Below are 24,590 nucleotides of genomic sequence, written 5' to 3'. Positions count from 1 at the left end.
GCGGTTGACGAGAGAGCGGGACGTGTTCGGGGCCCGCACCGCCGACCAGGAAGGGACGGCTCACCATGAAGGTTCGCAGCTCGGTCCGTTCGCTCGCCCGCCAGCCGGGCGCCCAGGTGATCCGGCGCGGTAACCGCGTGTTCGTGATCAACAAGGACAACCCGCGTCAGAAGGCTCGTCAGGGCTGATTCGAGGCGGTCGCGCGGGCCCGCGCGCGGCTGAAGCGCATCACTCCGTCTTCCACGCGGTTGAACCGCATGTCGGCCAGATCCAGCAAGTAGTTCTGGCGCATCATCCAGGGCCGCCTCTCACCCTGCTTCGGCAGGCCGGAGGCGGCCCTTTTGATGTACCCCGACGCAAGGTCCACGATCGGCCGCGGCCGGCCCGCGGAAGACGCCGAGGCCGCGTCCGGGGCGCAGTACGCGTACCCGCGCCGATCCAGGTGCGCCAGCAGGCGGCACACATACTGGGACGTCAGGTCCGCCCGGAGCGTCCACGAGTTGTTCGTGTAGCCCACGCACCAAGCCAGGTTCGGGACGCCGCCGAACATCATGCCCTTGTACGCCCGCTGCTCGCCCGGCTCGATCGCGCGGCCGTCGACCGTCAGCGCGATCCCGCCGAAGGCCACCAGACGGAGACCCGTCGCCGTCACGATGAGGTCGGCGTCCAGCGAGCGGCCCGACTCCAACGCCACTCCGGACGCCGTGAACCGTGAGATCCGGTCGGTCACGATGTCCGCCTTGCCCGAGCGCAGCGCCCGGAACAGGTCCGCATCCGGGACCAGGCACAGCCGCTGGTCCCACGGGTCGTACGACGGCACGAAGTGCGGGTCCACCGGGATCGACGCCGGCAGCTGCGCCGCCACCCGGTCGCGCAGCGTCCGGGACGCCCAGTCCGGCAGCCGCCGCATCAGCTGGAAGAAGAACGTGCCCATGACGACGTTCTTGCCGCGCACCACCCGGTGCGCGAGCTTCTCCGGCAGCAGCGCGCGGATCCGGTCGGCGAGCGCGTCCTGCCCTGGCCGCGCCACGATGTACGACGGCGAACGCTGCAGCATCGTCACCCGGGCGGCGTCCGGTGCCATCGCCGGGACCAGCGTCACCGCCGTCGCGCCGCTGCCGATCACCACGACCCGCTTGCCCGTGTAGTCCAGCGAAGCGGGCCAGTGCTGCGGGTGCACGATCTCCCCCGCGAACTCCGAGCGGCCGGGGAAGTCGACGACGTGCCCGCTCTCGTACGAGTAGTAACCACTGCACAGGTACAGGAACCGGCAGGTGAACGTCGCCGCGTGCGCGGTCGAGACCGTCCAGAGCGCGTCCGTGGACGACCAGCTCGCGGTGATGACCCGGTGGCCGAAGCGGATCCGGTCGACGACACCGTGCGCCGCCGCCGTCTCCCGGATGTAGGCCAGGATCGACGGGCCGTCGGCGATCGCCTTCGGGTCCTTCCACGGCCGGAACGGGTAGCCGAGGGTGAACATGTCCGAATCGGACCGGATGCCCGGATAGCGGAACAGGTCCCAGGTGCCGCCGATGGTGTCCCGCGCCTCGAGGATGGCGTACGTCTGGCCCGGCAGCCGCTCCTGGAGCCGGCAGGCCGCGCCGACGCCGGACAGGCCGGCGCCCACGATCAGGACGTCCACGTGCTCGGCACTGGTCATGAAATCCAGCGTAACCGAGGTGGGGACCCCGCCGGGCCGGGTCGGGGCACCGACCCGGCGGGGAGGACCACTACAGGGTGACGACCTTCGTCGCGCCGAACGAGCCCTTCAGCGGCACCACGACGGACTTGCCGTGGACCGTCACCGTCACGCTGTCCTGCGTCTGGGTCGGGTCCGAAACCGCCAGCACGCGCCGGAACCCGGACCGCCCGATCGCCACGGACGCCGGCCCGGAGACGCGCACGTCACCGGCTGAGCCCGCCGCGAAGAAGTTCGCCAGCAGGGTGTCCCCGACCTGGACCGCCTGGACCGTCGCGGTGTTCGCCCGCACCTGCCACGCCCAGGACGCGCCGACCGTGCCGAGGACCGACGCGCCGGGCAGCACCGCGTACGCGTACTTCGCGTCCGTCGGCTTGACTCCGTGCTCCAGCACCAGCTTCTGGTACCGGCGCGTGTTCGGCGTCGTGGTGCCCTTGGTGTTGGCGCCGGTGTCGATGTCGCGCCACGCGCCGGTGCGGTCCTCCCGCAACGCCGTCACGGAAGCGTCGTCCAGGAGCACGTACCCGCCGACGTTCTCCAGGTGCACCCAGCGCGGCCGCCGCAGCACGGAGACCTTGCCGAGATCGGTCGCGACGCGCCGGAAGTCGGCGGTCAGCGCACCCCGGCCGCCCTCGCCGAGGTTGCGGTTCTCGATCGTCGTGCGCACGTTCGACGCCGACGTGCTGGTGATCCCCGCACCCAGGCAGACGATCCCGGACGGCGTGAAGAACCACGACTTCTTCGCGACGAGCGACCCGTCCCAGGACTTGAAGTCGAACGCGTAGGTGCCGTGCTTGTCGTCCCAGCGGACGCCGCCGGTGTGCGGGTTCGGGCCGACCGGCACGTTGCCGAACTTCGGGTCGGCCGGGCCGTCGTTCTCGGTCGTGCCCGGCAGCAGCAGCGGGTCGACCGTCGGCCAGTAAGCGTCGGTGTAGTGACCCCTGGCGTTCGGCAGGAACGTGTAGAGCACGCCGTCGCCGACGTAGTAGCCCTTGAGGTTCTGGCCGTTGATGGACTCGTAGCGCGAGATCCGCGTCGAGCTGACGCCCAGCGACGCCGACCAGCCGTCGGTGACGTGCACCATCCGGTCCTGCTGGCCGAAGTCCCGGTGCGTGGCGACCACCCGCGCGGGGCGCGCGCCCGAGGCCAGCATGGCCTGCGCGAACTCGATGCCCGGCGTCGCCACCAGGTCCGGGCCGGGCGCGAACCGCTCCGGGTCGGGGATCTTGAGGAACGGCGCGTACGTGCCTTCCTTGATCCACTTCGCGGCGAGGGCGTCGAGGTCGGTCTTCGTCTTGCCCGAAGCCGTGCGGGCCAGCACCAGCGTCGCGACCGTCAACTGGTGGCCGATGTCGTGCCCAGTCTCGCCCTGCCGCGAAAGCATCCGGCCGCGCACCGGTTCCATCAGCGCGCCCGCGTAGACGAACGGCGCGAAGCTGTCCGCGACCAGCGCGTAGATCTTGTCCTTCAGCGGCTGCGGGAGCGCGAATTCCGTGCCCTGCGTGACGTGGATGGCGCCGGCGAGCGCGGTGAGCAGGACGATGCCGTAGTGCCCGGGGTACGGGATGGTGTCGTGCTGGATGAACGAGCCGTCGACGTGGAAGCCGTCGCCGGCCGCGCGGTCCAGCTTGGCGACGACGCTCGCCGCGCCCCCGCCGGCGACGTCGGTGAGCGCGTCGATGCCCGTCTTGATCCACGCCGTGTCGCCGATCAGCGCGCCGGCGACGATCGAGATCAGGCCCTTGTCCGCCCGGTTCGCACCGGTCTCGACGAGCCCGGTGTTGTTCGCGCGGACGTTCGGGTTGCCGACGAACCGCTTGATCGGGCTCACGTACCGCGCGAGCTCGTCGGCGGTCAGCTGGTCGGCAACCACCGAAAGCGTGTGCAGCACGTAGTACGGGACGCCGATCTCGTAGGTGTACCAGTTGCCGATCTCGCCGACGTCCGGGTTGTACTGGCTCGCGTAGATCAGCTCGAGCGCCGCTTTGATCCGGTCGAGCACCGCCGGGTCGCCGGACAGCGCGCCGCCCGGCGTGCCCCAGTCGACGGCGATCGCGCGCAGCCGCGCGTACATCGACGTCGTGTAGTCGCTGCCCGGGCCGAGCGGCAGGTCCATCCACAGTGGAGCACCCCCGCCGGCGACGGACATGCTGTCGTTGTACGCCTTCGCGACGCGGCTCAGGTTGGCCAGCGCCTCGGTGCGTTCCGGTGACGGCCGGTTGATGCCGGTCTGCAGCTGCCGGTAGGCGGCGACGATCGGCGCGGTGGCCGCCGGCACCCCACTCGCGGCGGGGGCCGCGGACGGGGCCGCCGAAGCGAACGCGGGACGGGTGAGGAACACGGTGGAAGCGGCCGCCAGGGCGCCGCCGCGCAGGGCGTTTCTCCGGTTCACGGGCATGACAATGCCTCCCAGGATCAAGACATCCTCGGCTTGCGGGATGGGGAACGGGATTCAGTTGTGCGGCGGCGGAAGCAGGGGCTCGGCTCGCCCGGCACCGAAACTGTCGGTGCCGGGCGGTAACGTGGAAAACGGGGGGGGCGCCCCCGCGGGTCAGTGGATCAGCGGGAGCCGTCGGTGCGGCGGGGCAGCTGCCAGGGGTTGGCCTCCTGCAGGGGTTCGGGCAGCAGGGCGTCGGGGAAGCCCTGCCAGGCGATCGGACGCAGGAACCGCTCGATCGCGGCGGTGCCGACGGACGTCGTGGTCGGGGCGGTCGTGGCCGGGTACGGGCCGCCGTGCTCCTGGGCCCAGCTCACCGTGACGCCGGTGGGCCAGTCGTTCCACAGCAGCCGCCCGGCGATGCGGCCCAGCGCCGGCAGCACCGGCCGGATCCAGTCCACATCGGACTCTTCGCCGTGGATCGTGGCGGTGAGCCCCGGTTCGATGACGTCGAGCAGGCGCAGCAGCTCGGCCTGGTCGGCGTAGGTGACGATCAGCGAGGCCGGGCCGAAGCACTCTTCGTGCACCGCGTCGCCGCCCTCGAGGAACTGCTTGCCGGTGGTGGCCAGCAGCGTCGGCGTGAAGGCCGGCGACTCCGAAGCCGACTCCGACACGACGTCGACGCCCGGCACCTCCCGCAGCTGCGCCAGCTTGTCGGCGTACCCGGCGGCGATGCGGTCGTTCAGCAGCGGCTGGGCCGCGGCGCCGTCCAGCGCCGAGCGCAGCGTGTCGGTGAGGCCGTGGTCCTCGGGCAGGAACAGCAGGCCCGGCTTGGTGCAGAACTGGCCGGCGCCGAGGGTGAACGACCCGGCGTAGCCCTTCGCGACGGCTTCCCCGCGCGCGGCGATCGCGGCCTCGGTGACGACGACCGGGTTGACGCTGCCGAGCTCGCCGTAGAACGGGATCGGCCGCGGCCGCGCGTTCGCGATGTCGAACAGCGCGCGCCCGCCGGGGATGGACCCGGTGAACGACGCCGCCGCGATCCGCGGGTCCTTCAGCGCGGTGACGCCTTCCTCCTGCCCGAAGATCACGTCGAAGATGCCTTCGGGCGCACCGGCGCCGACCAGGGCTTCGCGCACGATCCGGCCGGTCAGGGCGGACAGCTCGGGGTGGCCGGGGTGGGCCTTGAGGATCACCGGGCAGCCCGCGGCGAGCGCGGACGCGGTGTCGCCGCCGGCGACGCTGAACGCGAACGGGAAGTTGCTGGCCGCGAACACCAGCACCGGCCCGATCGCGGTCTTGACCCGACGGATGTCCGGGCGCGGGCCCATCGGCCAGTCCGCGTCGGCGTGATCGACGGTGGCGCCGAGGTACTCGCCGTCGGTGAGCACCTCGCCGAACAGGCGGAGCTGGAACGTCGTGCGCTTCAGCTCGCCGGCCAGCCGCGGGGTGGCGGGCAGGTGGGTCTCACGGTGGGCGAGCGGGACGAGCTCGTCCGCGGCGGCGTCGAGGGCGTCGGCGGCCGCGACGAGCCAGCCGGCGCGCTCGGCCGGGGTGGCCGCGGCGGCGGGACGGGCGGCTTCGGCCGCGGCCGTCAGGATCTTCTCGAGCGTGGCGGCGTCGGTGGCCTGGCTCATGACTTGGGACAGCTCCTCAGTGCATCTCGTGGGCGGCGGCGGTGGCCGTGCCGAGGTCGCTCCAGCGGCCCGGACCGGCCAGTCCGAGGTGGTACAGGTGCAGCTCCGCGGCGCCCGCCTTGGCCAGCTCGCCGACGTACGCGGCGATGTCCGGCACCGGTGCGGCGGCGACCGCGGTGATGTAGCTGCCGATCGCCACGCGGCCGGGCAGCGCCTCCCGGGCCGCCGCGACGGCGTCGGCCCCGGTGGCGGGCGCCCACCCGAACAATACGACCGCGTCGACGTCGTCGGGCGCGGACGGCGTCAGCCCGGGCAGCGCGCCGGTCACCCACGGGTCGAGCGCGCCGTGCAGCACGATCCGCACGCCCGCGGGCAGCGACGCGAGCACCGCGGCCCGCAAGGCATCGGTCGCTTCCTGCCGGGTGCGTAGCAGCATCTGGGTCAGCTCGGGCGGCAGGTTGTCGGCCGTCACGCCCAGGTCGCCGGTCGCGACCAGCCGCCGGACCTCCTCGACGAGCTGGGCCCGCACGGCGTCCGCGTCGAGGTCCCAACCCGCCGCGCAGGCATCGCAGCAGCAGATCGACAGCAGCCGGGCCACCGCCGGCGCCCAGACGCCGTCGGTCTTCTCGTGCTGGTGCTGGTGCACCGCGCCGAGCGGGCCGCAGGCCTCGAGGATCACCGACGACAGCTCCAGCCCGGCGACGGCCTCGGCGGTCAGCGTCGCGGCGTACTCGCGCACCGCGGGCTGCGAAGGACACAGCGCCCAGGGGTAGCTCTCGCCGAAGCAGTTGCGCACCACGACGTCCGGGTGCTCGTAGCCGAGCTGCGAGTTGTGGGTCAGCACGATCCACGCGGCCGCCGGGATCCCGACCTCGTTCAGCACCCGGACGGCGTCGGAACCACTGTCCCGGGCAGCTACCCAGTCCGGAGTGGACGGCCGCAAACGTTTGCCTTCCCAGGCTTCCGCACGCACCGGGCGGTAGAACGCCGCGTGCCGCGCCACCACGGCCGTGTGCGACGCCGACCACGGCGTCGCCGCGCGGGCGCTGTGGTACGACAGCGCGACGGCCACTTCGTCGACGCCGAGGTCGCGGGCCCGCGAGGCGAACCCGGCCTCCAGGACGTCCCAGGGGTAGGCGTATCCCGTCACCTTCACCGGGTCACCACCTCACTGTGTTCGGCTCGAAGCCCTCGACGAAATTGCGCATGTACGTCACGTCGTCCCGCTTCGTCAGTCCACATCGGACGTAGTTCTCGTGCAGCCGGGCCAGCGCGTCCTCGTCCAGCTTGACACCCAGGCCCGGGGTCGCCGGCACCGCGACGGCACCGTCGCGGAACTCCAGCACGCCCGGCTCGACGACGTCCTCGACCTTCCACGGCCAGTGCGTGTCGCAGGCGTAGGTGAGGTGCGGGGTCGCCGCGGCGACCTGCACCATCGCGGCCAGGCTGATCCCGAGGTGGCTGTTGGAGTGCATCGACAGGCCGACGCCGAAGCTCTCGCACGTCGTCGACAGCGACTGCGTCGCGCGCAGGCCGCCCCAGAAGTGGTGGTCCGACAGCAGCACGCCGATCGCGCGCGCCCGGAAGCCCGGGTCGATGTCGCCGAAGTTCACGACACACATGTTGGTGGCCAGGGGCATCGACGCCCGCTCGGCGACCCGCGCCATGCCCTCGATGCCCGGCGTCGGGTCTTCGAGGTACTCCAGGACCCCGTCCAGTTCGGCCGCCACCCGGATCCCGGTCTCGACCGTCCACGCGCCGTTCGGGTCGATCCGCAGCGGGTGCCCGGGGAACGCCTCGGCCAGCGCGCGGATCCCGTCGACCTCCTGGCCGGGCTCGAAGACGCCGCCCTTGAGCTTGATCGAACGGAAGCCGTACTCGTCGATCATCCGCTTCGCGGACCCGACCAGGGTCTCCGGCGTCGTGATCTCGCCCCAGGAGTCCTCGCGGCCGTCGACGTGCTTGCCGTACTTGTAGAACAGGTAGGCGGAGAACTCGACGGCGTCGCGGGCCTTGCCGCCGAGCAGGTCGGTGATCGGGCGGCCGAGGTACTGCCCCTGCACGTCCAGGCACGCGACCTCGAACAGCGAGTAGACGCTCGCGACGGTCTTGCGGATCGAGAACCCGCCGATCAGCCCGTGGGCGTCGGTCAGGACCGTGCCCGAGAGCGCCCGCGCGACCAGCCGCTGCAGGCCGGGCAGGTCGAAGACGTCGTGGCCGCGCAGCTGCGGCAGCACCTTGCGGACCTCGCCGAGGAACGCGTCGTCGCCGTAGGACTCGCCGAGCCCGACGATGCCGTCCTCGCACTTGACCTGCACCACGCTGCGCAGCGCGAACGGCTCGTGCACGCCCATGACGTTGAGCAGCGGCGGGTCGGCGAACGCGACCGGCGTCACCACCACATCGAGGATCTTCATCAGCCCAGCGCCTTCAAGGTGACGAAGCCGTCCTCCACGACCTTCTCGAGCCGGCGGATCTGCTCCGGCGTCGGCTCGACCAGCGGCGGCCGGACCGGGCCGACCTTGTCGCCGCGCAGCCGGGCGGCGGCCTTGACCAGGGACACGGCGAAGCCGGGCGTCTCGTCCCGCAGCGCCACCAGCGGCAGGTAGAAGCCGGTCAGCAGGGCGTCCATCACGCGGGTGTCGCCCTCGCCGAGCGCGCGGTGGAAGCGGTGCGCGATCTCGGGTGCGAAGCAGTGCACGGCCGAGGAGTAGCGGGCGACACCGATCGAGGCGTACGCCTTGGCCGAGACCTCCGCGGTCGGCAACCCGTTGAAGAACAGGAAGTCCCGCGACCGCTCGGTGTCCAGCGCCCGGATGGTGGTGACGATCCGGGTCATCACCTCGACGTCGCCGTAGCCGTCCTTGAGTCCCACGACCGAGGGAATCTCCAGCAGCGAAGCCGCGGCCGGCGCGGTGAACACACCGGTGCCGCGGTGGTAGACGATCACCGGCACGGACGAGTCGCCGACGGCGTAGCGGACGAAGTCGACCAGCCCCGCCTGCGGCCCCGAGACGAGGTACGGCGGCAGCAGCAGGACACCGTCGGCGCCGCCGGCCTGGGCCGCCGCGACGCCGGCCCGCGCCGACGCCGCGCCGCCACCGGCGCCCACCCAGACCGGGACGCGGCCGGCGGCCACCTCACGGGAGCGGGTGAGCACCGAGGCGTGCTCGGCGGGCGAGAGCGAGCTGAACTCGCCGGTGCCGCACGCGACGAACAGCGCACCGGCGCCCGCCGCGATGTGGCTCTCCACGTTCTCCGCGAGCGCGTCGAGGTTGACCTCGAGGTCCTCGGTGAACGGGGTGAGGGGGAACGCCAGCAGGCCGTCCAGCTCGATCTCGGTCTGTGCCATCAGTTTCTGCTCTCTCGTCCTTATTCGGTTTCGGCCGGGTGTGGCCAACGTCAGGCGGGCACGGTCGTGCCTTCCTTCTTTCGGTCGACGTCGTCGTCGGTGTTCACGGTGTCGACGATCTCATCGGCGACCGCGCTCCGCTCGGGCGCGATCAGGCCGAGGCCGACGAACAGGGCGAGCGAGACCAGGATCGGCGTCGCGACGAGCACGGTCTGGTTCGCGTTGAAGACGTAGTAGCAGAGCCCGTAGGCGGCCAGGCCGCCCGCCCAGGAGACGAGCGCCGCGCGCGGGCCGCACTTGCGGAACCACGGCAGCATGCCCAGCAGCAGCGGGATCGAGATCGGGCCCATCAGCGCGGCGACCCAGTTGACGACGATCTGCAGCACGCCGCCGAGGTTCTGCGCCTGCGTGGCTACGAGCATGGTCAGCGCGACGAACACGACCGTGGTGATCCGCGCCGCCTTCAGGCCCTGCGTGTCGGTCCACTGGCGGGTGCGGCGGAACATCGCCGGGATCATGTCGCGGGTGATCACCGCGGAGATCGCGTTGGCGTCGGAGGAGACCATCGCCATGGTGTGCGAGAAGATCCCGGCCAGCACCAGGCCGATCAGGCCCGGCGGCAGGAACGTGGTCGTCATGATCGCGTAGGACTGGGTGGGGTCCTTGACGCCCGGGATGAGCAGCGGCGCCGCGAACATCGGGAACATCAGCACCAGCGGCCACAAGAGGTACAGCGCGGACGAAAGCCGCGCGCTGCGCCGGGCCTCGTGGGTGTTCGGCGCCGCCATGTAGCGCTGCGCCAGGTTCCACATGCCTCCGTTGTACTCCAGCGTCTTCACGAGCACGTAAACGAGCAAGAAGATGGTGGTGTACTTGGACGTCACCGGGTCGATGTGGTTCTCCGGCAGCTTGTCCCACATCGTCCAGAGCGCGGAGATCCCACCCAGCTTGCCCAGCACGACGACGATCATCACGATCGCGGCGATGCCCTGGATGACGAACTGGCCGAAGTCGGTGAGCGCGTCGGCCCACAGGCCGCCGATGGTGCAGTAGACGAGGGTGACGGCACCGGTGATCAGGATGCCGAGGTTGTAGTCCAGCCCGGCGAAGACGTGCAGCAGCGTCGCGACGGCGAACCACTTGGCCGCGATGTCGAAGATCTTCAGCAGGCTGCCGCTCCAGGCGAGCGCCTGCTGCGTCGGCACGTTGTACCGCTTCGCCAGGTACTCCAGCGGCGAGGCGACGCCGAGCTTCGAGCGCAGCCGGTTCCACCGGGCGGCGAACAGCCAGCTGCCGATCCCGACGCCGATACCGATGCTGGCGAAGCCCCAGAAGTACACGGTGACGCCGCTGGTATACGCGACGCCCGCGTACGCGACGAAGAGCACTGCGCTGTAGCCGGACATGTGGTGCGAGATGCCCGCCAGCCACCACGGCATCTTGCCGCCGGCCGTGAAGAAGTCCTTCACGTCGCTGACCCGTTTGTGCGACCACCAGCCGATCACGATCATCAGCACGAAATACGCGCAGACCATCGCCCAGTCGAGTACGTGCACCGCAGGCTCCTTCCCGCGTCCACGGGGATGAGTTCCCGAAAGGGATGTTCACATCCATGAACGGAGTCTGTTATAGTGATTATGTTCATCCATAAGAACGTTGTTCGGGACGCTAATATGGCCGGAGTCACAAGTCAACGGCCGGACGGAGGCACCTAAATGCCGCAAAAGGTGGACAACCCGGCAGTGGCCGACGGTGCCCCCGCGGAGTCCTCTGGAGTGAAGTCCGCGCGCCGCGCGGTGGACCTCATCGAGACCTTCGCGGCGAACGACGTCTGGCTCTCGCTCTCCGACCTCCACGCGCGCACGGGCTTCCCGCGCTCGTCGCTGCACGGCCTGCTCCGCACGCTGCTGGAAGCCGGCTGGCTGGAGGCGGACGCCAACACCGCCCGCTACCGCCTCGGCGTCCGCGCGCTGATCTGCGGCACGGCGTACCTGGACCGCGACGCCGTCGTCCCGTTCGCCACCGAGGCGCTGGAGCGGATCCGGGAGAAGACCGGCTTCACCGCGCACTTCGCGCGCCGCAACGCCACCGAGGTCGTCTACCTGGAGACGCGCGAGTCGCAGCGCTCGACGCACCTCGTCTCCCGCGTCGGGCGCACGCTGCCCACGCACGCGACCGCGCTGGGCAAGGCGCTGCTGGCCGAGCTGACGCACGACGAGATCGAGGCGCTGATGCCGGCGTCGCTGACCGCGCTGACGCCGAACACCATCACCACGCTCGAAGGCCTGCACGCCGAGTGCGCCGCGACCCGCGAGCGCGGATACGCCGCCGAGGTCGAGGAAGGCACGCTCGGCGTCCGGTGCGTCGCCGCGGTGATCCCCTACCGGATCCCGGGCACCGACGCGATCAGCTGCTCGATGCCGATCTCCCAGGTGACCGACGCCGACGCGCAGCGCGTCGGCGAGCTGCTCGCCGAAACCACCGCCGAGCTCGGGCAGCAGCTGCGCCGTGCCGGTATTCGCTGAACCGCCGCCCTTACGGAAGGAACCCCATGACGGACCAGCGTGTGCTCATCACCGGGTCGGCGGGTGTCGTCGGCACCCTGATGCGCCCCCGCCTCAAGCGCGACGGCCGGTCGCTGCGCCTGCTCGACCTGGCGCCGCAGACGGCGTCGGACGCCTCCGAGGAGATCGTGACGGCGTCGGTCACCGACCCGGCGGCGATGGCTGCGGCGTGCGAAGGCGTCGACGCGCTGATCCACCTCGGCGGGCACAGCCGCGAGAACTCGTGGGAAGCGACCCTCGACGTCAACATCGACGGCACGCACACGGTGCTGGAGGCGGCGCGTTCGGCCGGAATCAGCCGCGTCATCCTGGCGTCGAGCAACCACGCGGTCGGCTTCCGGCGCAACGACTCCGACCTCCCCGCGGACTCGTCCCCGCGCCCGGACACCTATTACGGCGTCAGCAAGGCGGTGATCGAGGCGCTCGGCAGCCTCTACCACTCGCGCTTCGGCATGGACGTGATCGTGATCCGCATCGGCTCGTGCTTCGAGACGCCGTTGCCGCTGGGCCCGCGCGGCCTGACGACGTGGCTGTCACCGGACGACGGCGCCCGGCTGTTCGAGGCCTGCCTCTCCGCGCCGTCGCCCGGGTACCGGCTGATCTGGGGCGTCTCGGACAACACGCGCCGGATCTACTCCCTGGCGGAGGCCGAAGCGCTGGGCTACAAGTCCCTGGACGACGCCGAGGTGTACGCGGAGCAGCTGGCTTCCCGCCCGGCGCCGACCGGCGCGGCGGCCGAGTACGTCGGCGGCCCGTTCTGCACCGCTCCCCTGGGCGTCTTCAACCCGCTCTGAGCCCGCTGAAGGACGCTTTCGGCGCCGAGAGCGTCCTTCAGTGCGTCAGGGCCGCGAGCGCGACCACCGTCCGGCCGGTCGTGTGCTCGTCGCGGCGGACGATGTCACGGCACCGCACGCGGTGCCCCAGCCGGCGTTCGGCGCGCAGCAGCGGGTTGCGCCGAGGCGGCGGGAAGGCTTCGGCGAGGCCGGCGAGCAGCGCGGCAGCGTCACCACCGGCGGCACGCAGGACCAGGCGACCCCGGGATCGAGCCCGGCGAGCGTCAGCGCGAGGTGCTCGACGCGGTGCCGCCGTGCCCGCGTGGCGCCGAACGGCAGCAGGGGTTCGGTGGCCGGCGGACGATCCGCCAGGGCACCGGGCAGCGGTCCGAGATCGATGCCGAGGACGGCGAACGCTTCACGGTCGGCGGCCGCGCCCGCGCCGTCCGGGGCCGCCAGGCGGACGGCCCGGCCAGCCCGGCCAACGGTCCTTCGGTGAGCGCGAGCAGCAGGTGCTCGCTGCCGACCCGGGGCGCCCGAGTTCGCGGGCGAGCGCGCCCGCGCGGCCGAACGTCCGGTCCAGCGCCGGATCGTCACCCTGGAACATCAGCCCTCCCGGCCGCGGTACTTGCGGTGCACGGTCTGCTTGGTCACGCCGAGCCGCTCGGCGATGTCCTGCCACGACCAGCCGGCCCGCCGGGCCGAAGCGACCTGGTCGGCCTCGAGCCGTCCGGATCGGCACTGCGCACGGCCTGGTCGAGATCGATCATCGAGGTCACGGCCTTGGTACTAGTACCTTCGCGGCTTCCTCGTCTTCGCGGGTGACACCAGGGTGGCGTCATGATCTTGAAATCCCGCCGGGCGCGGAAGTGGGCCATCGTCGTGGCGTGCGTGCTGGTCGTCGTCCTCGCCGCCGCGTTCACGCTGTTTCAGGTGTCGAAGTCGCCGACCTTCCAGTTCTTCGGCACGCTCGTGAGCCGCGTCGAGACCAGCGAGAAGGTCGTCGCCCTCACCTTCGACGACGGGCCCGACCCGGCGGGCACCCACACGATCCTGGACACCTTGAAGAGCCGTCAGGTGCCCGCGACCTTCTTCCTCATCGGCCACGACATCGCCGCGCACCCGGACCTGGCCCACGACATCGCGGCGGCGGGCCACGAGATCGGCAACCACAGCTTCTCGCACGACCACATGATCGGGGTGACGCCGGCCTGGGTCGCCGACGAGGTCGAGGCCACCGACGCGCTCATCCGCACCGCCGGCTACACCGGCGACATCCTGTTCCGCCCGCCCTACGGCAAAAAGCTCTTCGCGCTGCCGCACTACCTCGCGTCGCACGACCGCACGACGATCACCTGGGACGTCGAGCCGGACTCCGAAGGCATCCCGGACGCCGCCACCGTCGAGCGCACCACCCTGGACCAGGTCCGGCCCGGCTCGATCGTGGTGCTGCACGGCATGTACCGGGCACGCGAGCAGAGCCGGCAGGCGATCGGGCCGATCATCGACGGGCTCAAGCAGCGCGGCTTCCGGTTCGTGACCGTGTCGCAGCTGCTGGCAATGCGACGCTGACGACCCACTCGCCGTCTCGCGGCCCGTGCGTCAACGCTCCCCCGGCCGCCGCGGCCTGCTCCGCGAGCCCGGCGAGACCGTAACCCGCCTTGGCACGCGGAGTGACTTTCACGGCGTTGCGCGCGGTGATCGTCACCGGGTCGCCGGTTCCGACGTCGAACCGCAGCCGGACGCCGGGACCGTTGTGCCGCAACGCGTTCACCGCCGTCTCCGCGACGAACCGCTCGGCCAGCTCCCGCACCGGCCGCGGCAGCACGGGCAGCATCGGGTCGCGGTCGAGGACGAGTCCCGCGGTGCGCAGCCGGGCCAGCACCTCCGCGAGGTCGGGTGCTCGTTCGGCGTCGTCGCGCAGGTCGTCCAGCGTGCGGCGGACCAGCGTGAGCGCGCCGCGGCCGGCGGCCAGCAACGTGTCGAGCCGCTCGCGGTCGGCGTCGGTCAGGTCGCCGACCGCGCGCAACGTCTCGGCCTGCACCAGCATCACGGCCGTGGTCTGGGCGAGCGTGTCGTGCAGCCGCCGGGCCGCGCGTTCGGCACGGTCGGCGAGAGCCCGGCGGCGTTCGGCGCCGAGCAGCCAGGCGACCGCGCAGATCGTGATGACCAGGACCGTGCCGTCGAGCGGGCCCTTCGCCGGGAACACGGCGGCGCCGATCCCGAGCGCCGCGGCGGCCGCGAGCCATCGTTGCGGCGTGCTGTACAACGCGAGCAGCACCGGCACGTACATCGTGTTGCGCGGCTGGTCGAGCAGCAGGTGCCCGGCCGTCGCGAGGGTGACGACCACCAGCACGACGGCGGGCGCGCGGCGCGACCACAGCAGCGGCACCAGCTGGACCGCGCTGAGCAGCGCCGCGACCCAGCCCTGGTGCGGGGCCCAGGCGCCGCTGGCGAAGAACACCGCGGCGGCCGCGGCCGTCGTGACGAGAGACTGGCGCATGCGCCCGACAGTAGAGTGCCGGGATGATCCGGATTCAGGTCGTCGACGACCACGCGCTGGTGCGCGAGGGCATCGCGCTGATCCTCGGGGCGCGGCCGGACCTCGACGTCGTCGCGCAGTACGCGAGCGGGCCGGAGCTGCTCGGTTCGTCCGTCGAAGCCGACGTCATCCTGCTCGACCTCTACCTGCCCGGCATGGACGGCCTCGAAGTCCTGCGCCGGCTGCGGCCCCCGGCGCCGCGCGTCCTCATGCTGACCACGGTCGGCCGGCCGCGCGAGATCCGTGAAGCGCTCAGCGCGGGTGCGGCCGGGTTCGTGCTGAAGGACTCTTCCGGCGACGAGCTCGCGGCCGCCGTCCGGGCCGCCCACCAGGGCGTGACCGCGCTGAGCCCGGCGGTGGCCTCGGCGTTGAGCGGCGGCGGTGCGCTGACCCCGCGCGAACGGGATGTCCTGGAGCTGCTCGGCGAAGGACTGTCCAACCGGGACATCGCGGCGCGGCTGCGGCTGGCCGAGCGGACGGTCAAGGTGCACGTCGGGAACGTGCTCGCCAAGCTGGGCGTCACCAGCCGCACGCAGGCCGCGCTCGTGGCCCGGGACCGGTGACCTGGCTTTCGCCCTGGTGCGCGGAGCACCTGGGAAGCACCCCGGTCGAAGTGCTCTTCGAACGGCACTCCCTCTCCTCAGTGTCCGGCCTGCGGCCGGCCGACGGCCGGGAGGTCGTGGTGAAGGCCCGCGAAGACGACGGCCGCGCGTCCTCGTGCGTCACCGCGCAGGCCCGGCTGGCGGAGCGCGGGTTTCCGTGTCCCCGGCCGCTGACCCGCGGTGTCGGTCGTCGGCTCGCTGGCCGTGCACGCCGAGGAGTCGCGCCCCGGCGGTGCGGTGCTGCGCGGCGACTCACCGGACGTCGCCGTGCGCTGCGCGGCGGTGTTCGCGTGGCTGATGACCGAGCTGGCCGAGGTGGACGTCGCTGCCGATCCCCCGGTGTCCGGCGACGCGGTCTGCGCCCAGGCGGCCGAACGCCTCCGCCGCGCGAACGCGTGATCGGCGCCTACCCCCGGACGTAGCGCGTCAGCATCGCGACCAGCTCGGTCTCCAGGCACCCGATGTCCACCGGCTCGTGGTCGGCCACCAGCTGGTGGATCACCAGCTCGACCGTCGTGACGATCAGCCGGGCCGCCGTCTCGGTGTCGGTGATCCGGACCTCGGGGTGCCCGTCCAGGAGCGCCCGCAGGTAGCCGACCAGGTTCGTCTTGAGGCGCTCGACCTTCACGAGGACGTCGGTCGACTTCGGGGCCTGTTCCAGCAGCACCCGCAGCAGCCGGGGCTCGTCGAGGTGGCTTTCGATCGCCCCGCGGACGAAGAGGCGGAAGATGTCTTCGATCGGGCCCGGCAGCGCTTCGCGCTGGAGCCGCTCGGCGATCGCCGCGCCGTCGTCGAGGTGGCGGACGAGCAGCTCGGCGAGGATCGCGTCCTTGTTCGGGAAGTACTGGTACAGCGAGCCGATGGAGATCCCGGCCCGCTCGGCGATGCGGTTGGTGGTGCCGGCGGCGTAGCCGTGCTCGCCGAAAACGTGAGCAGCCGCGGTCAGGATCCGCTGCCGGGTCAGCTCGGCGCGGACCTGACGCGGCTGTTTACGTGGCTGGATGCGGCGCTGGTCCGCGGACACGGCGCTCCCTTCCGCGCGGCTGGAAAAGCGAGTAGCGCAAGACCTGAGTATTTGCTCATAATTATGCCATGACCAGCACAAACACGCTGAGCACCCGGTACCGGCGGGTCTCCATGGCCGAGGTCAGGAACCGGCTGGGCGCCCCCGAAGAGATGATCGAGGGCAAGAAGCTCGACCACGTCGACAAGCACGCCCGCCGCTTCATCGCCCACGCTCCGTTCCTCGCGCTGGCCACCGCCGACGCGACGGGCCACACCGACTGTTCGCCCCGCGGCGACTACCCGGGCTTCGTGAAGGTCCTCGACGAGCACACGCTCGCGCTGCCCGACCGGCCCGGCAACAAGATCGCCGACTCGTTCCGCAACATCGCCGAGAACGACGGCGTCGGCCTCCTGTTCCTCATCCCCGGCCTGCGGGAGACCCTGCGCGTCAACGGAAGCGCGTACGTCACCGACGATCCGGACGTGCTCGCCCGGATGCGCACCGAGGCCAAGGCCCCGATGCTGGCCATCATCGTCGAGGTCGCCGAGGCGTACTTCCACTGCGGCCGCGCGCTGATCCGGTCCCGCCTGTGGGACCCGGCCAGCCAGGCGCTGGCCGCGGAGCTGCCGTCGGCCGGCGAGATCGTCGTCGACCAGCTGGGCGTCGCCGTCGACCCGGCGGTGTTCGAGCAGGTCCTCGAAGACAGCTACCGGAAGTTGTACTGACCATGCAGAAAACGATGCTGGACCGCGTCGAGCGCGTCGCCGACGACGTCGTCTCGCTGGTGCTTCGCGGTGATGAAGGGCCCCTGGAAGCGTGGGAGCCGGGCGCGCACATCGACCTCGCGCTGCCGAACTGGCTGACGCGGCAGTACTCGCTGTGCGGTGACCCCGGCGACCTTTCGGCGTACCGGATCGCGGTCCGGCTCGATCCGCTGAGCCGGGGCGGCTCGGAGTACGTCCACTGGTACCTGAGCCCGGGCCGGACGCTCGAGGTTTCCTCGCCACGCAACCACTTCCCGCTCCGGCCCGCGCCGGAGTACCTGTTCCTGGCCGGCGGGATCGGGATCACGCCGATCGTGCCGATGCTGCGGGCGGCCGTCGCTTCCGGGGCCGCCGCGTCGCTGGTCTACGTGGGACGGTCGGCTTCGAGTATGCCGTTCGCGTCGGAACTGGTTGCCACGTATGGGGAACGCGTACGGCTGTTCGCGGACGGGCGGCCGGATCTCGCTTCGTTCGCGGATTTCGCGGGTGAGGTCTACTGCTGCGGGCCGGCGTCGATGCTCACCGCGGCCGAAGCGGTCTTCCCGCGGGTGCACGCCGAACGCTTCGAGCCGACCCGGCGCGTCTTCGGGCCCGACGAGCCGTTCGAGGTGGAGTGCGCGCGGTCCGGGGCGACGATCCGGGTCCCGGCCGACGAGTCCCTGCTCGACGCGTTGAACCACGCCGGACGACCGGTGCCCTCCGGGTGCCGCGAGGGGGTTTGCGGGAGCTGCGAGCTGTCGGTGATCGACGGCGAACCCGAGCACCGGGACGACATCGGCGCGCCGCCGGGACGGATGTACGCGTGCGTGTCGCGCTCCTCGTCGCCGCGTCTCGTGCTGGACGTCTGATGATCCCGAAGGTACGGCGCCCGCGGACGCGCCGGATGATCAGCCTGGAAGTCCTGGCAAACACCGCGCCCAGCCCGGCGTTCCGGACCGTCACGCTCGGCGGCCCCGGGGTGGCGGACCTCGAAGTGGCGGGCGACGACCAGGCCGTGCGCCTGTTCTTCCCGCGTGACGGCCAGGACGGGCTGCGGATGCCGACCCTCGACAACGAGGGCTGGATGGCGGAAGTGCTGATGCTGCCGAAGAGCCGCCGGCCGTGGGTGCGCAACTACACGATCCGGCGCGCGCGTCCGGGTGAGATCGACATCGAGTTCGCGCTGCACGACGGCGACGCCCCGGCGGCGTCGTGGGCCCGGCGAGCGCATCCCGGCGATCCGGCGGGCATCTTCGACCTGGGCGTGAGCTACCTGCCGCCGTCCGGGGTGGGGTGGCAGCTGCTGGCCGGGGACGAGAGCGCGGTGCCGGCGATCCTGGCGATCCTCGAGCACGCCCCGGCCGACCTGGTGGCCGAGGTGTTCCTGGAGGTGCCGTCGGCGGCGGACGTCCGGGTGCTCGAGGCGCCGCCCGGGGCGCGGGTGCACTGGCTGCCGCGTCTCCGGCCCGGTCGCCCGGGGTCGCTGGCGCTGGAGGCGATCCGCGCGGCCGCTCTCCCCGGTGGCCGGGCTTACGCGTGGGTCGCCGGCGAAGCCGCGCTGGCCACGGGAGTCCGCCGCCACCTGGTGCGAGACCGCGGCTGGGCGAAGTCCGACATCGCGTTCCTGGGCTATTGGCGCCACGGCCGAGCCGCCCCGGGCTAGTACCCAGAGGGTCGGCTCACGTACCTGAAGAGTCGGCTCACGTACCTGGAGGGTCGGCTCACGTACCTGGAGGGTCGGCTCGTGAGCCGACCGTCTGGGTACGCGAGCCGACCGTCCAGGCGAGTACGTAGGCCGCCGCTGTCAGGGCGAATCCGCGTATGGCGCCGAGCAGCAGGCACCGGACCCAGTCGTAGCCGCTCACCCGGCTCACCGGATCGGTCAGGCCGAGCAGCGCGCCGGCCACCAAGCCCGCGCCGAGGCCGGCGAGCACGACTAGCCGGGTGGCTCGCGGGAGCGCCGGCCAGGCGCGGTCCGCCCGCGGCGTCCGGCGGTACCAGCGTGCCGCCACCACCCCGAGCAGGACGAGACCGAGTACCGAAGAGACGTAGCCGACGACGTTGTACAACCGGTGCGGCCCGAGCACCGGCACCCGCAGCAGCGGCCAGTGCCGGACCAGGAAGCCGGCCGTGTGCGTGCAGGCGTCCCAGAGCAGGTGGGTGGCCGCTCCCACCACGATCGCCACCACCGCTCCGGGCCACCGCACGCGCACGGCCGGCCGGGACACCCGGTCCCGGAGCCCCGCCGGGCCCAGCGCCAGGGCCGGGCCGAGCACGGCGTAGCCCGCCGCGACCAGGACGAGCCCCAGCAGCAGGTCCAGCGTCACGAGCCCGAGCGGCTCGTGGGTGAGCTCGCCACCCGGCACGGGCAGGTAGTAGGCGACGTCGGGCGCCAGCGAGCCCGCGACGAGACCCGGCAGCCACAGCCGGCGGGCCAGCGGCAGCACGGCGGCCGGGTGGGCGAAGGTGAACGGCAACGGACTCCCCAGGGCTCGGACGGACTGCGGAGAAGACGTCCGGCCCCCGGACGAGGTTCGCGTACCATCGCGAGCAGCCTCGACGTCGAGGAGGCAGGCGTGGGCGAACTCGGGCTGACCGACACCAACGGCATCCTCGCGCTGCCCTGGGTCCGGCCCGAACGCACCAGCGCCGGGCTCGGCTGGGACCGGGTCTACGTCTCCAAGCAGCGGGAACGTCCCTACCGCGCCGAGTTCGCGCCCGCCCGCAGCCACCAGCTGATCCTGCACCTCGACGGGCCGGTGACGGTCCGGCGCGGCGTCGGGACCCCACGTGAGCGCAGCCGCCGGATGCCCGCCGGCGGGCTGTTCCTGCAGCCGTCGCACGCGGACCTGTCGGTCGAGCTCGGCGGGGACCTCGAAACCGTGCACGTGTACGTCGCCGACGACGCCGTCCAGGAGGCCGCCGGGGAGCACGCGCCGGTGCGGCTCGCGGAGGAGCTCGGCAGCTCCGACCCCCTGCTCGAACAGCTGGTGCTCAGCCTCGACGGCGTGGTCCGCGACTGGGAGCCGGCCGCCCGCACCTACGCCGACCAGCTCGGCACGCTCGTCGCGGCGCAGCTGGTCCGCCGCCACCACGCCGGCCCGGCCCCCGAGCCCGGCCCGGCGCGCGGTCTCTCCGACCGGCAGTTCACGCGAGTCCGCGACCTGATGGCCGAACGCCTGGCCGAGCCGGTGCCGCTGGCGGAGCTGGCCGCGCTCGCCGGGCTGAGCGTGAGCCAGTTTTCGCGGCAGTTCAAGGCCCGCACGGGCCTGCCCCCGCACCGCTTCCTGCTGCGCCTGCGAGTGGAGCAGGCCGGCCTCCTGCTGCGCACGGGCACCGACCCGATCGCCGAGATAGCGGCCCGCTGCGGCTTTTCCCACCAAGAACATTTGACGCGGGTGCTGCGCGCCCAGCTGGGCACCACCCCGGCGGCCCTGCGCCGGGCGGGCTGACCCGGAACTCGCGTGATCGGAGCCGTAACCGGCGTGACTGAACCCGTGACTCGCGAGTTCCGGCTTCAATCACGCCAGTTCCGGCCTGGATCACGCGAGTTCCGGCTCCGATCACGGCGTGGCAACGCGCGTTTCGTGCCGCCCCGCAGCACGAACGTGCAGGACCGCGACGTCCGGCCGCCGGATACTCCCCCGCATGACCTCGTTCACCTACGCCGCGAACCCCGTCCGGGTGGTCTTCGGCCGCGGCACGCTCGGCAGCCTCGGTGACGAGGCACGCAGCCTCGGGCTGAGCCGCGTCCTGCTCGTCGGCAGCCCGCGCTACGCCGACCGCGCCGCCGACGTCCTCGGCCCGCTGCTGGCCGCGCGCTTCGAAGACGCCGCCATGCACACCCCCGTCGAAGTCACCGAGCGCGCGCTCAAGGTCGTCGCCGAGCACGACGTCGACGGGGTGGTCGCCATCGGGGGCGGCTCGGCCACCGGGTTGGCCAAGGCGATCGCCCTGCACACCGACCTGCCGCAGCTGATCGTCCCGACGACGTACGCGGGCTCCGAACTCACCGAAGTCCTCGGTCAGACGGCCGACGGCCGCAAGACCACCCAGAAGACCCCGAAGGTCCGGCCCGAGACCGTCATCTACGACGTCGACCTCACGCTCGGGCTGCCCGTGCCGCTCTCCGCGGCCAGCGGGCTGAACGCGCTCGCCCACGCCGTCGAGGCCCGCTACGCCCCCGACGCCAACCCGATGACCGACCTCCTCGCCGCGGAAGCGACGAAGCTGCTCACGAGCGCCCTGCCGCGCATCGCCACGGATCCGTCCGATGTGGACGCCCGCACCGACGCCCTGCGCGGCGCCTGGCTGGCCGGCACCTGCCTCGACGCCGTCTCGATGGGCCTGCATCACAAGCTCTGCCACCTCCTCGGCGGCAAGTTCGGCCTCCCCCACGCGGAGACGCACGCCGTCCTGCTCCCGTACGTCATGGCGCACAAAGGTCTCGAGGACGCCGGCCAGGTCTTCGACCTCGCCGGGAGCCTGCCGATCCCGCACTCGCTGGCCGAGCTCGGCCTCACCGAAGCGGACATCGCCGACGAGCCGGAAGCGGACCTGCTCCGCCAAGCCCTGCGCGGCACCCGCCCGGCCGCGCCCCCGAGCCTCAAGGCGCTCACGAAACAGGTCGTCGACAGCTTCGCCGCCGCGCCGGACCGCATCCGCGAGCTGCTCACGGACCTGGTCGAGACGCTGCACGGCTACGCGATCCGCACCGACCTCACGCAGGACGAGTGGGAGTACGCGATCGGCTTCCTGACCCGCGCCGGCCACATCACCACCGACACCCGGCAGGAGTTCATCCTGCTGTCGGACACCCTCGGCGTGTCGAGCGTCGTCGACGTCCTGACGAACTCGCGGACGCCGGACACGACGCCGTCGGCCGTGCTCGGCCCGTTCTACGTCGAAGGACCACCCGAAACCCCGCAGGGCGCCGACATTGCGGAGGGGCTTCCGGGAACTCCACTGTGGACGGATGTCCGGGTCACCGACACCGACGACCAGCCGGTCGCGGAAGCGATCGTGGACGTCTGGCAGTCCAATGAGGACGGTTTCTACGACGTCCAGCTGCCCGACGTCGACGGCCCGGTGCTGCGCGCCCGCTTCCGCACCGACGCCGACGGCCGGCTGCGCTTCCGGACGATCGTGCCGAGCGCGTACCCCATTCCGGCGGACGGTCCCGTCGGGCAACTGCTCGACGCCGTCGGGCGGCACCCCTACCGAGCACCGCACGTGCACTTCATGATCGCCAAGCCCGGCTACCGCACCCTGATCACCCAGCTGTTCGTCGCCGGCGGCGAGTACCTCGACTCCGACACCGTGTTCGGCGTCAAGGACGGCCTGATCGTCGACTTCACCGAGCGGCCCGGCGGAGAAGGGCGGCAGCTCGACTTCACGTTCCGCATCTCAGGGAGCAGCGAATGAGCTACGACACCGACGTCATAGTGATCGGCAGCGGCCCCGCGGGCGGTTCCGCCGCACTGCTGCTCGCCACCTACGGCGTGCCTGCCGTGCTGGCCACCAAGTACGGCTGGATGGCCAACACGCCCCGCGCGCACATCACCAACCAGCGCACCATGGAGGTGCTGCGCGACCTCGGCGTCGAGAAGAAGGCCCTGGACGTCGGCACGCCGCCGGAGCTGATGGGCGACACCGTGCTCTGCACGTCGCTGACCGGGCCGGAGATCGGCCGCATCGCGAGCTGGGGCACCGGCGATGCCTCGGCGGCCGAGTACGCCGCGGCCAGCCCGTGTCACATGATCGACCTGCCGCAGACCTACCTCGAGCCGATCCTGGCCAGCGAAGCCGCGGCGCGCGGCGCGAAACTGCGGCTGGACACCGAGTTCCTCGACTTCACGCAGGACGAAGACGGCGTCACCGCGCGGTTCCTCGACCGCGTGCGCGGCGACGAGTTCACCTTGCGCGCCAAGTACCTGATCGGCGCGGACGGCGCGCGCAGCCGCGTCGCCGAGCAGGCCGGCCTGCCGATCGCCGGGCAGACCGGCAAGGCGGGCAGCATGAACATCACGTTCACCGCCGATCTCGGGCCGTACGTGGCGCACCGCCCGAGCGTCCTGTACTGGGTGATGCGGCCCGGGGCGCACCTGGGCGGGATCGGGATGGGCCTGGTCCGGATGGTGCGGCCGTGGAACGAATGGCTGCTGACCTGGGGCTACGACATCGAGCAAGCACCCCCGGAGGTCGACGTCGAAGAGGCGACACGACTGGTGCGCGACCTGGTCGGCGACCCCTTGCTGGAGGTCGAGATCACTTCGACGTCGTTGTGGACGGTCAACCACAACTACGCGACCGAGTACCGCAGCGGCCGGGTGTTCTGCGCCGGGGACGCGGTGCACCGGCACCCGCCGTCCAACGGGCTGGGCTCGAACACCTCGATCCAGGACTCCTACAACCTCGCGTGGAAGCTCGCGATGGTGCTTCGCGGCGAAGCGGGCGAAGGGCTTCTGGACAGCTACAGCGCCGAGCGGGCGCCCGTCGGCAAGCAGATCGTCGACCGCGCGAACCTGAGCCGCGACCAGTTCGGGCCGATCTTCGCCGCGCTGGGCATCACCGGCGACACCGACGCCGACGGCGTCACGGCCGGGCTCGAGACCTGCCTCGCGCCCACGGCCGAGGGCGCGCGGAAACGGCGTGAGCTGGAGAAGGCCATCGAGCTGAAGCACTACGAGTTCAACGCCCACGGCGTCGAGTTGGACCAGCGGTACGCCTCGGGCGCGGTGCTGCCCGACGGGGTCGTGGCGGTTTCGGAACGCGATCCCGAGCTGTTCCACCGGCCGAGCACCGAGCCGGGAGCGAAGCTGCCGCACGCGTGGCTGGTCGGGCCGCACGGGCGCCGGGTGTCCACTTTGGACCTCGTGGGCGGCGGCCGCTGGACGGTGCTGACCGGGCTGACCGGCACGCCGTGGCGCGAGGCGGCGGCCAAGGTGGGCGCCGAGCTGGGCCTCGACCTGCGCGCGGTGCGCGTCGGCGACCCGGAAGGCCGCGACGCGTACGGCGACTGGTCCCGGCTGAGCGGCATCGACGAGGACGGCTGCGTCCTGGTCCGCCCGGACGGCTACGTCGCCTGGCGCCAACGCACGGCTTCCCCCGAAGCGGCGAAGTCCCTCCTGACGGCGTTGCGAACCCTCCTCGACCGTGCTTGAGGAGTCGACACGCGTGATTGAAGCGACGACACGGCGGTGGAGTTGCCCCCGGGAGACGGACACCGGTTTTTCAGGCAGCTGAGACCTGACCGTAGTTGATCCGGGTCTCGGCTGGTGTGTTCTGACCGACCG

At 71.9% G+C, this 24,590-nt stretch carries 23 protein-coding genes and 1 pseudogene; 12 read left to right on the top strand and 12 right to left on the bottom strand.

Translation table 11 applies throughout. The features are described 5' to 3' along the window. Window positions 1-65: 65 nt before the first annotated feature. A complete protein-coding gene (gene rpmJ / locus AB0C38_RS33095; RefSeq protein ID WP_155546278.1) occupies window positions 66-188 on the top strand; it encodes a 50S ribosomal protein L36 in 123 nt (40 codons plus the stop codon). Here the strand turns inward: rpmJ and AB0C38_RS33090 are convergent. From AB0C38_RS33090 to AB0C38_RS33060, 7 genes are all read right to left on the bottom strand, one after another. Continuing rightward, window positions 179-1,660, bottom strand: a complete 1,482-nt coding sequence (locus tag AB0C38_RS33090; protein WP_360681128.1) for an NAD(P)/FAD-dependent oxidoreductase — start codon at window positions 1,658-1,660, stop codon at window positions 179-181. The two genes, rpmJ and AB0C38_RS33090, sit on opposite strands and share 10 nt — an antisense overlap. A gap of 70 nt (window positions 1,661-1,730) precedes the next feature. Then, window positions 1,731-4,097 carry a polysaccharide lyase 8 family protein gene (locus tag AB0C38_RS33085; RefSeq protein ID WP_360681126.1) on the bottom strand — a complete coding sequence of 789 codons (2,367 nt, stop codon included), beginning with the start codon at window positions 4,095-4,097 and terminating at the stop codon, window positions 1,731-1,733. A 161-nt stretch (window positions 4,098-4,258) separates the two neighbouring features. Then, complete coding sequence (locus tag AB0C38_RS33080) at window positions 4,259-5,713, bottom strand: aldehyde dehydrogenase (NADP(+)) (RefSeq protein WP_360681124.1); 1,455 nt, start codon at window positions 5,711-5,713, stop codon at window positions 4,259-4,261. Window positions 5,714-5,729: 16 nt separating this feature from the next. Then, entirely contained in the window at window positions 5,730-6,869 is a 1,140-nt protein-coding gene (locus AB0C38_RS33075) for a hypothetical protein (RefSeq protein ID WP_360681122.1), read from the bottom strand. A gap of 4 nt (window positions 6,870-6,873) precedes the next feature. Continuing rightward, window positions 6,874-8,130 carry a glucarate dehydratase family protein gene (locus AB0C38_RS33070; RefSeq protein WP_360681120.1) on the bottom strand — a complete coding sequence of 419 codons (1,257 nt, stop codon included), beginning with the start codon at window positions 8,128-8,130 and terminating at the stop codon, window positions 6,874-6,876. Next, entirely contained in the window at window positions 8,130-9,065 is a 936-nt protein-coding gene (locus AB0C38_RS33065) for a 5-dehydro-4-deoxyglucarate dehydratase (protein WP_360681118.1), read from the bottom strand. Before AB0C38_RS33065 ends, AB0C38_RS33070 begins: the two co-directional genes overlap by 1 nt. 50 nt (window positions 9,066-9,115) lie before the next feature. Next, complete coding sequence (locus AB0C38_RS33060; RefSeq protein ID WP_360681116.1) at window positions 9,116-10,621, bottom strand: sodium:solute symporter family protein; 1,506 nt, start codon at window positions 10,619-10,621, stop codon at window positions 9,116-9,118. Window positions 10,622-10,780: 159 nt separating this feature from the next. Here AB0C38_RS33060 and AB0C38_RS33055 point away from each other — a divergent pair, with 159 nt between their 5' ends. Together AB0C38_RS33055 and AB0C38_RS33050 are read left to right on the top strand one after the other, a co-directional pair. Then, window positions 10,781-11,590, top strand: coding sequence for an IclR family transcriptional regulator (locus AB0C38_RS33055; RefSeq protein WP_360681114.1), 810 nt, complete (start codon window positions 10,781-10,783; stop codon window positions 11,588-11,590). Between the two features lie 26 nt (window positions 11,591-11,616). Continuing rightward, entirely contained in the window at window positions 11,617-12,423 is an 807-nt protein-coding gene (locus tag AB0C38_RS33050; RefSeq protein WP_360681112.1) for an NAD(P)-dependent oxidoreductase, read from the top strand. Window positions 12,424-12,468: 45 nt separating this feature from the next. Here AB0C38_RS33050 and AB0C38_RS33045 read toward each other — a convergent pair whose 3' ends face one another. Beyond that, window positions 12,469-12,999 carry a hypothetical protein gene (locus tag AB0C38_RS33045; protein ID WP_360681110.1) on the bottom strand — a complete coding sequence of 177 codons (531 nt, stop codon included), beginning with the start codon at window positions 12,997-12,999 and terminating at the stop codon, window positions 12,469-12,471. A 9-nt stretch (window positions 13,000-13,008) separates the two neighbouring features. Then, window positions 13,009-13,131, bottom strand: a pseudogene (locus AB0C38_RS33040) (helix-turn-helix domain-containing protein); the annotation flags it as partial. Between the two features lie 111 nt (window positions 13,132-13,242). Between AB0C38_RS33040 and AB0C38_RS33035 the strand changes: the two are divergent. Beyond that, on the top strand, window positions 13,243-13,974 hold the full coding sequence (locus AB0C38_RS33035) for a polysaccharide deacetylase family protein (protein ID WP_360681108.1): 732 nt from the start codon (window positions 13,243-13,245) through the stop codon (window positions 13,972-13,974). On the opposite strand, the gene AB0C38_RS33030 is transcribed toward AB0C38_RS33035, so the two are convergent. After that, window positions 13,916-14,905 (bottom strand): histidine kinase, encoded by a 990-nt coding sequence (locus AB0C38_RS33030; protein ID WP_360681106.1) that lies wholly within the window; start codon window positions 14,903-14,905, stop codon window positions 13,916-13,918. The two genes, AB0C38_RS33035 and AB0C38_RS33030, sit on opposite strands and share 59 nt — an antisense overlap. 23 nt (window positions 14,906-14,928) lie before the next feature. On the opposite strand from AB0C38_RS33030, the gene AB0C38_RS33025 reads away from it, so the two are divergent. Continuing rightward, the gene (locus AB0C38_RS33025) at window positions 14,929-15,507 is read left to right on the top strand and encodes a response regulator transcription factor (protein ID WP_360681104.1); all 579 of its coding nucleotides are present in this window, start codon (window positions 14,929-14,931) and stop codon (window positions 15,505-15,507) included. Window positions 15,508-15,726: 219 nt separating this feature from the next. Continuing rightward, a complete protein-coding gene (locus tag AB0C38_RS33020; RefSeq protein ID WP_360681102.1) occupies window positions 15,727-15,945 on the top strand; it encodes a hypothetical protein in 219 nt (72 codons plus the stop codon). Between the two features lie 7 nt (window positions 15,946-15,952). Here the strand turns inward: AB0C38_RS33020 and AB0C38_RS33015 are convergent, their stop codons facing one another. Continuing rightward, on the bottom strand, window positions 15,953-16,570 hold the full coding sequence (locus AB0C38_RS33015) for a TetR/AcrR family transcriptional regulator (protein WP_360681100.1): 618 nt from the start codon (window positions 16,568-16,570) through the stop codon (window positions 15,953-15,955). Window positions 16,571-16,638: 68 nt separating this feature from the next. Between AB0C38_RS33015 and AB0C38_RS33010 the strand changes: the two genes are divergently transcribed. Genes AB0C38_RS33010 through AB0C38_RS33000 form a run of 3 tightly spaced genes read left to right on the top strand, consistent with a single transcriptional unit; the run spans window position 16,639 to window position 18,958 of the window. Then, window positions 16,639-17,277, top strand: coding sequence for a pyridoxamine 5'-phosphate oxidase family protein (locus AB0C38_RS33010; RefSeq protein WP_360681098.1), 639 nt, complete (start codon window positions 16,639-16,641; stop codon window positions 17,275-17,277). A gap of 2 nt (window positions 17,278-17,279) precedes the next feature. Next, window positions 17,280-18,164: a PDR/VanB family oxidoreductase gene (locus AB0C38_RS33005; RefSeq protein WP_360681096.1), complete on the top strand. Its 885-nt coding sequence runs from the start codon at window positions 17,280-17,282 to the stop codon at window positions 18,162-18,164. After that, the gene (locus AB0C38_RS33000; protein ID WP_360681094.1) at window positions 18,164-18,958 is read left to right on the top strand and encodes a siderophore-interacting protein; all 795 of its coding nucleotides are present in this window, start codon (window positions 18,164-18,166) and stop codon (window positions 18,956-18,958) included. The genes AB0C38_RS33005 and AB0C38_RS33000 overlap by 1 nt, the downstream gene beginning before the upstream one ends. 58 nt (window positions 18,959-19,016) lie before the next feature. On the opposite strand, the gene AB0C38_RS32995 is transcribed toward AB0C38_RS33000, so the two are convergent. Beyond that, window positions 19,017-19,772 (bottom strand): DUF4184 family protein, encoded by a 756-nt coding sequence (locus tag AB0C38_RS32995; RefSeq protein WP_360681092.1) that lies wholly within the window; start codon window positions 19,770-19,772, stop codon window positions 19,017-19,019. Window positions 19,773-19,871: 99 nt separating this feature from the next. Between AB0C38_RS32995 and AB0C38_RS32990 the strand changes: the two genes are divergently transcribed. From AB0C38_RS32990 to AB0C38_RS32980, 3 genes are all read left to right on the top strand, one after another. Then, complete coding sequence (locus AB0C38_RS32990) at window positions 19,872-20,747, top strand: AraC family transcriptional regulator (protein WP_360681090.1); 876 nt, start codon at window positions 19,872-19,874, stop codon at window positions 20,745-20,747. Window positions 20,748-20,943: 196 nt separating this feature from the next. After that, on the top strand, window positions 20,944-22,719 hold the full coding sequence (locus AB0C38_RS32985) for a maleylacetate reductase and hydroxyquinol 1,2-dioxygenase domain-containing protein (RefSeq protein ID WP_360681088.1): 1,776 nt from the start codon (window positions 20,944-20,946) through the stop codon (window positions 22,717-22,719). Continuing rightward, on the top strand, window positions 22,716-24,458 hold the full coding sequence (locus AB0C38_RS32980; RefSeq protein ID WP_360681086.1) for an FAD-dependent monooxygenase: 1,743 nt from the start codon (window positions 22,716-22,718) through the stop codon (window positions 24,456-24,458). The genes AB0C38_RS32985 and AB0C38_RS32980 overlap by 4 nt, the downstream gene beginning before the upstream one ends. Window positions 24,459-24,590 lie beyond the last annotated feature (132 nt).

This window comes from Amycolatopsis sp. NPDC048633 (assembly GCF_040650695.1).
In the GTDB taxonomy this organism is placed as follows: Bacteria; Actinomycetota; Actinomycetes; order Mycobacteriales; family Pseudonocardiaceae; genus Amycolatopsis.
Note: the sequence above shows the minus strand (reverse complement) of the source record. Positions and strands in the feature narration are given on the sequence as shown.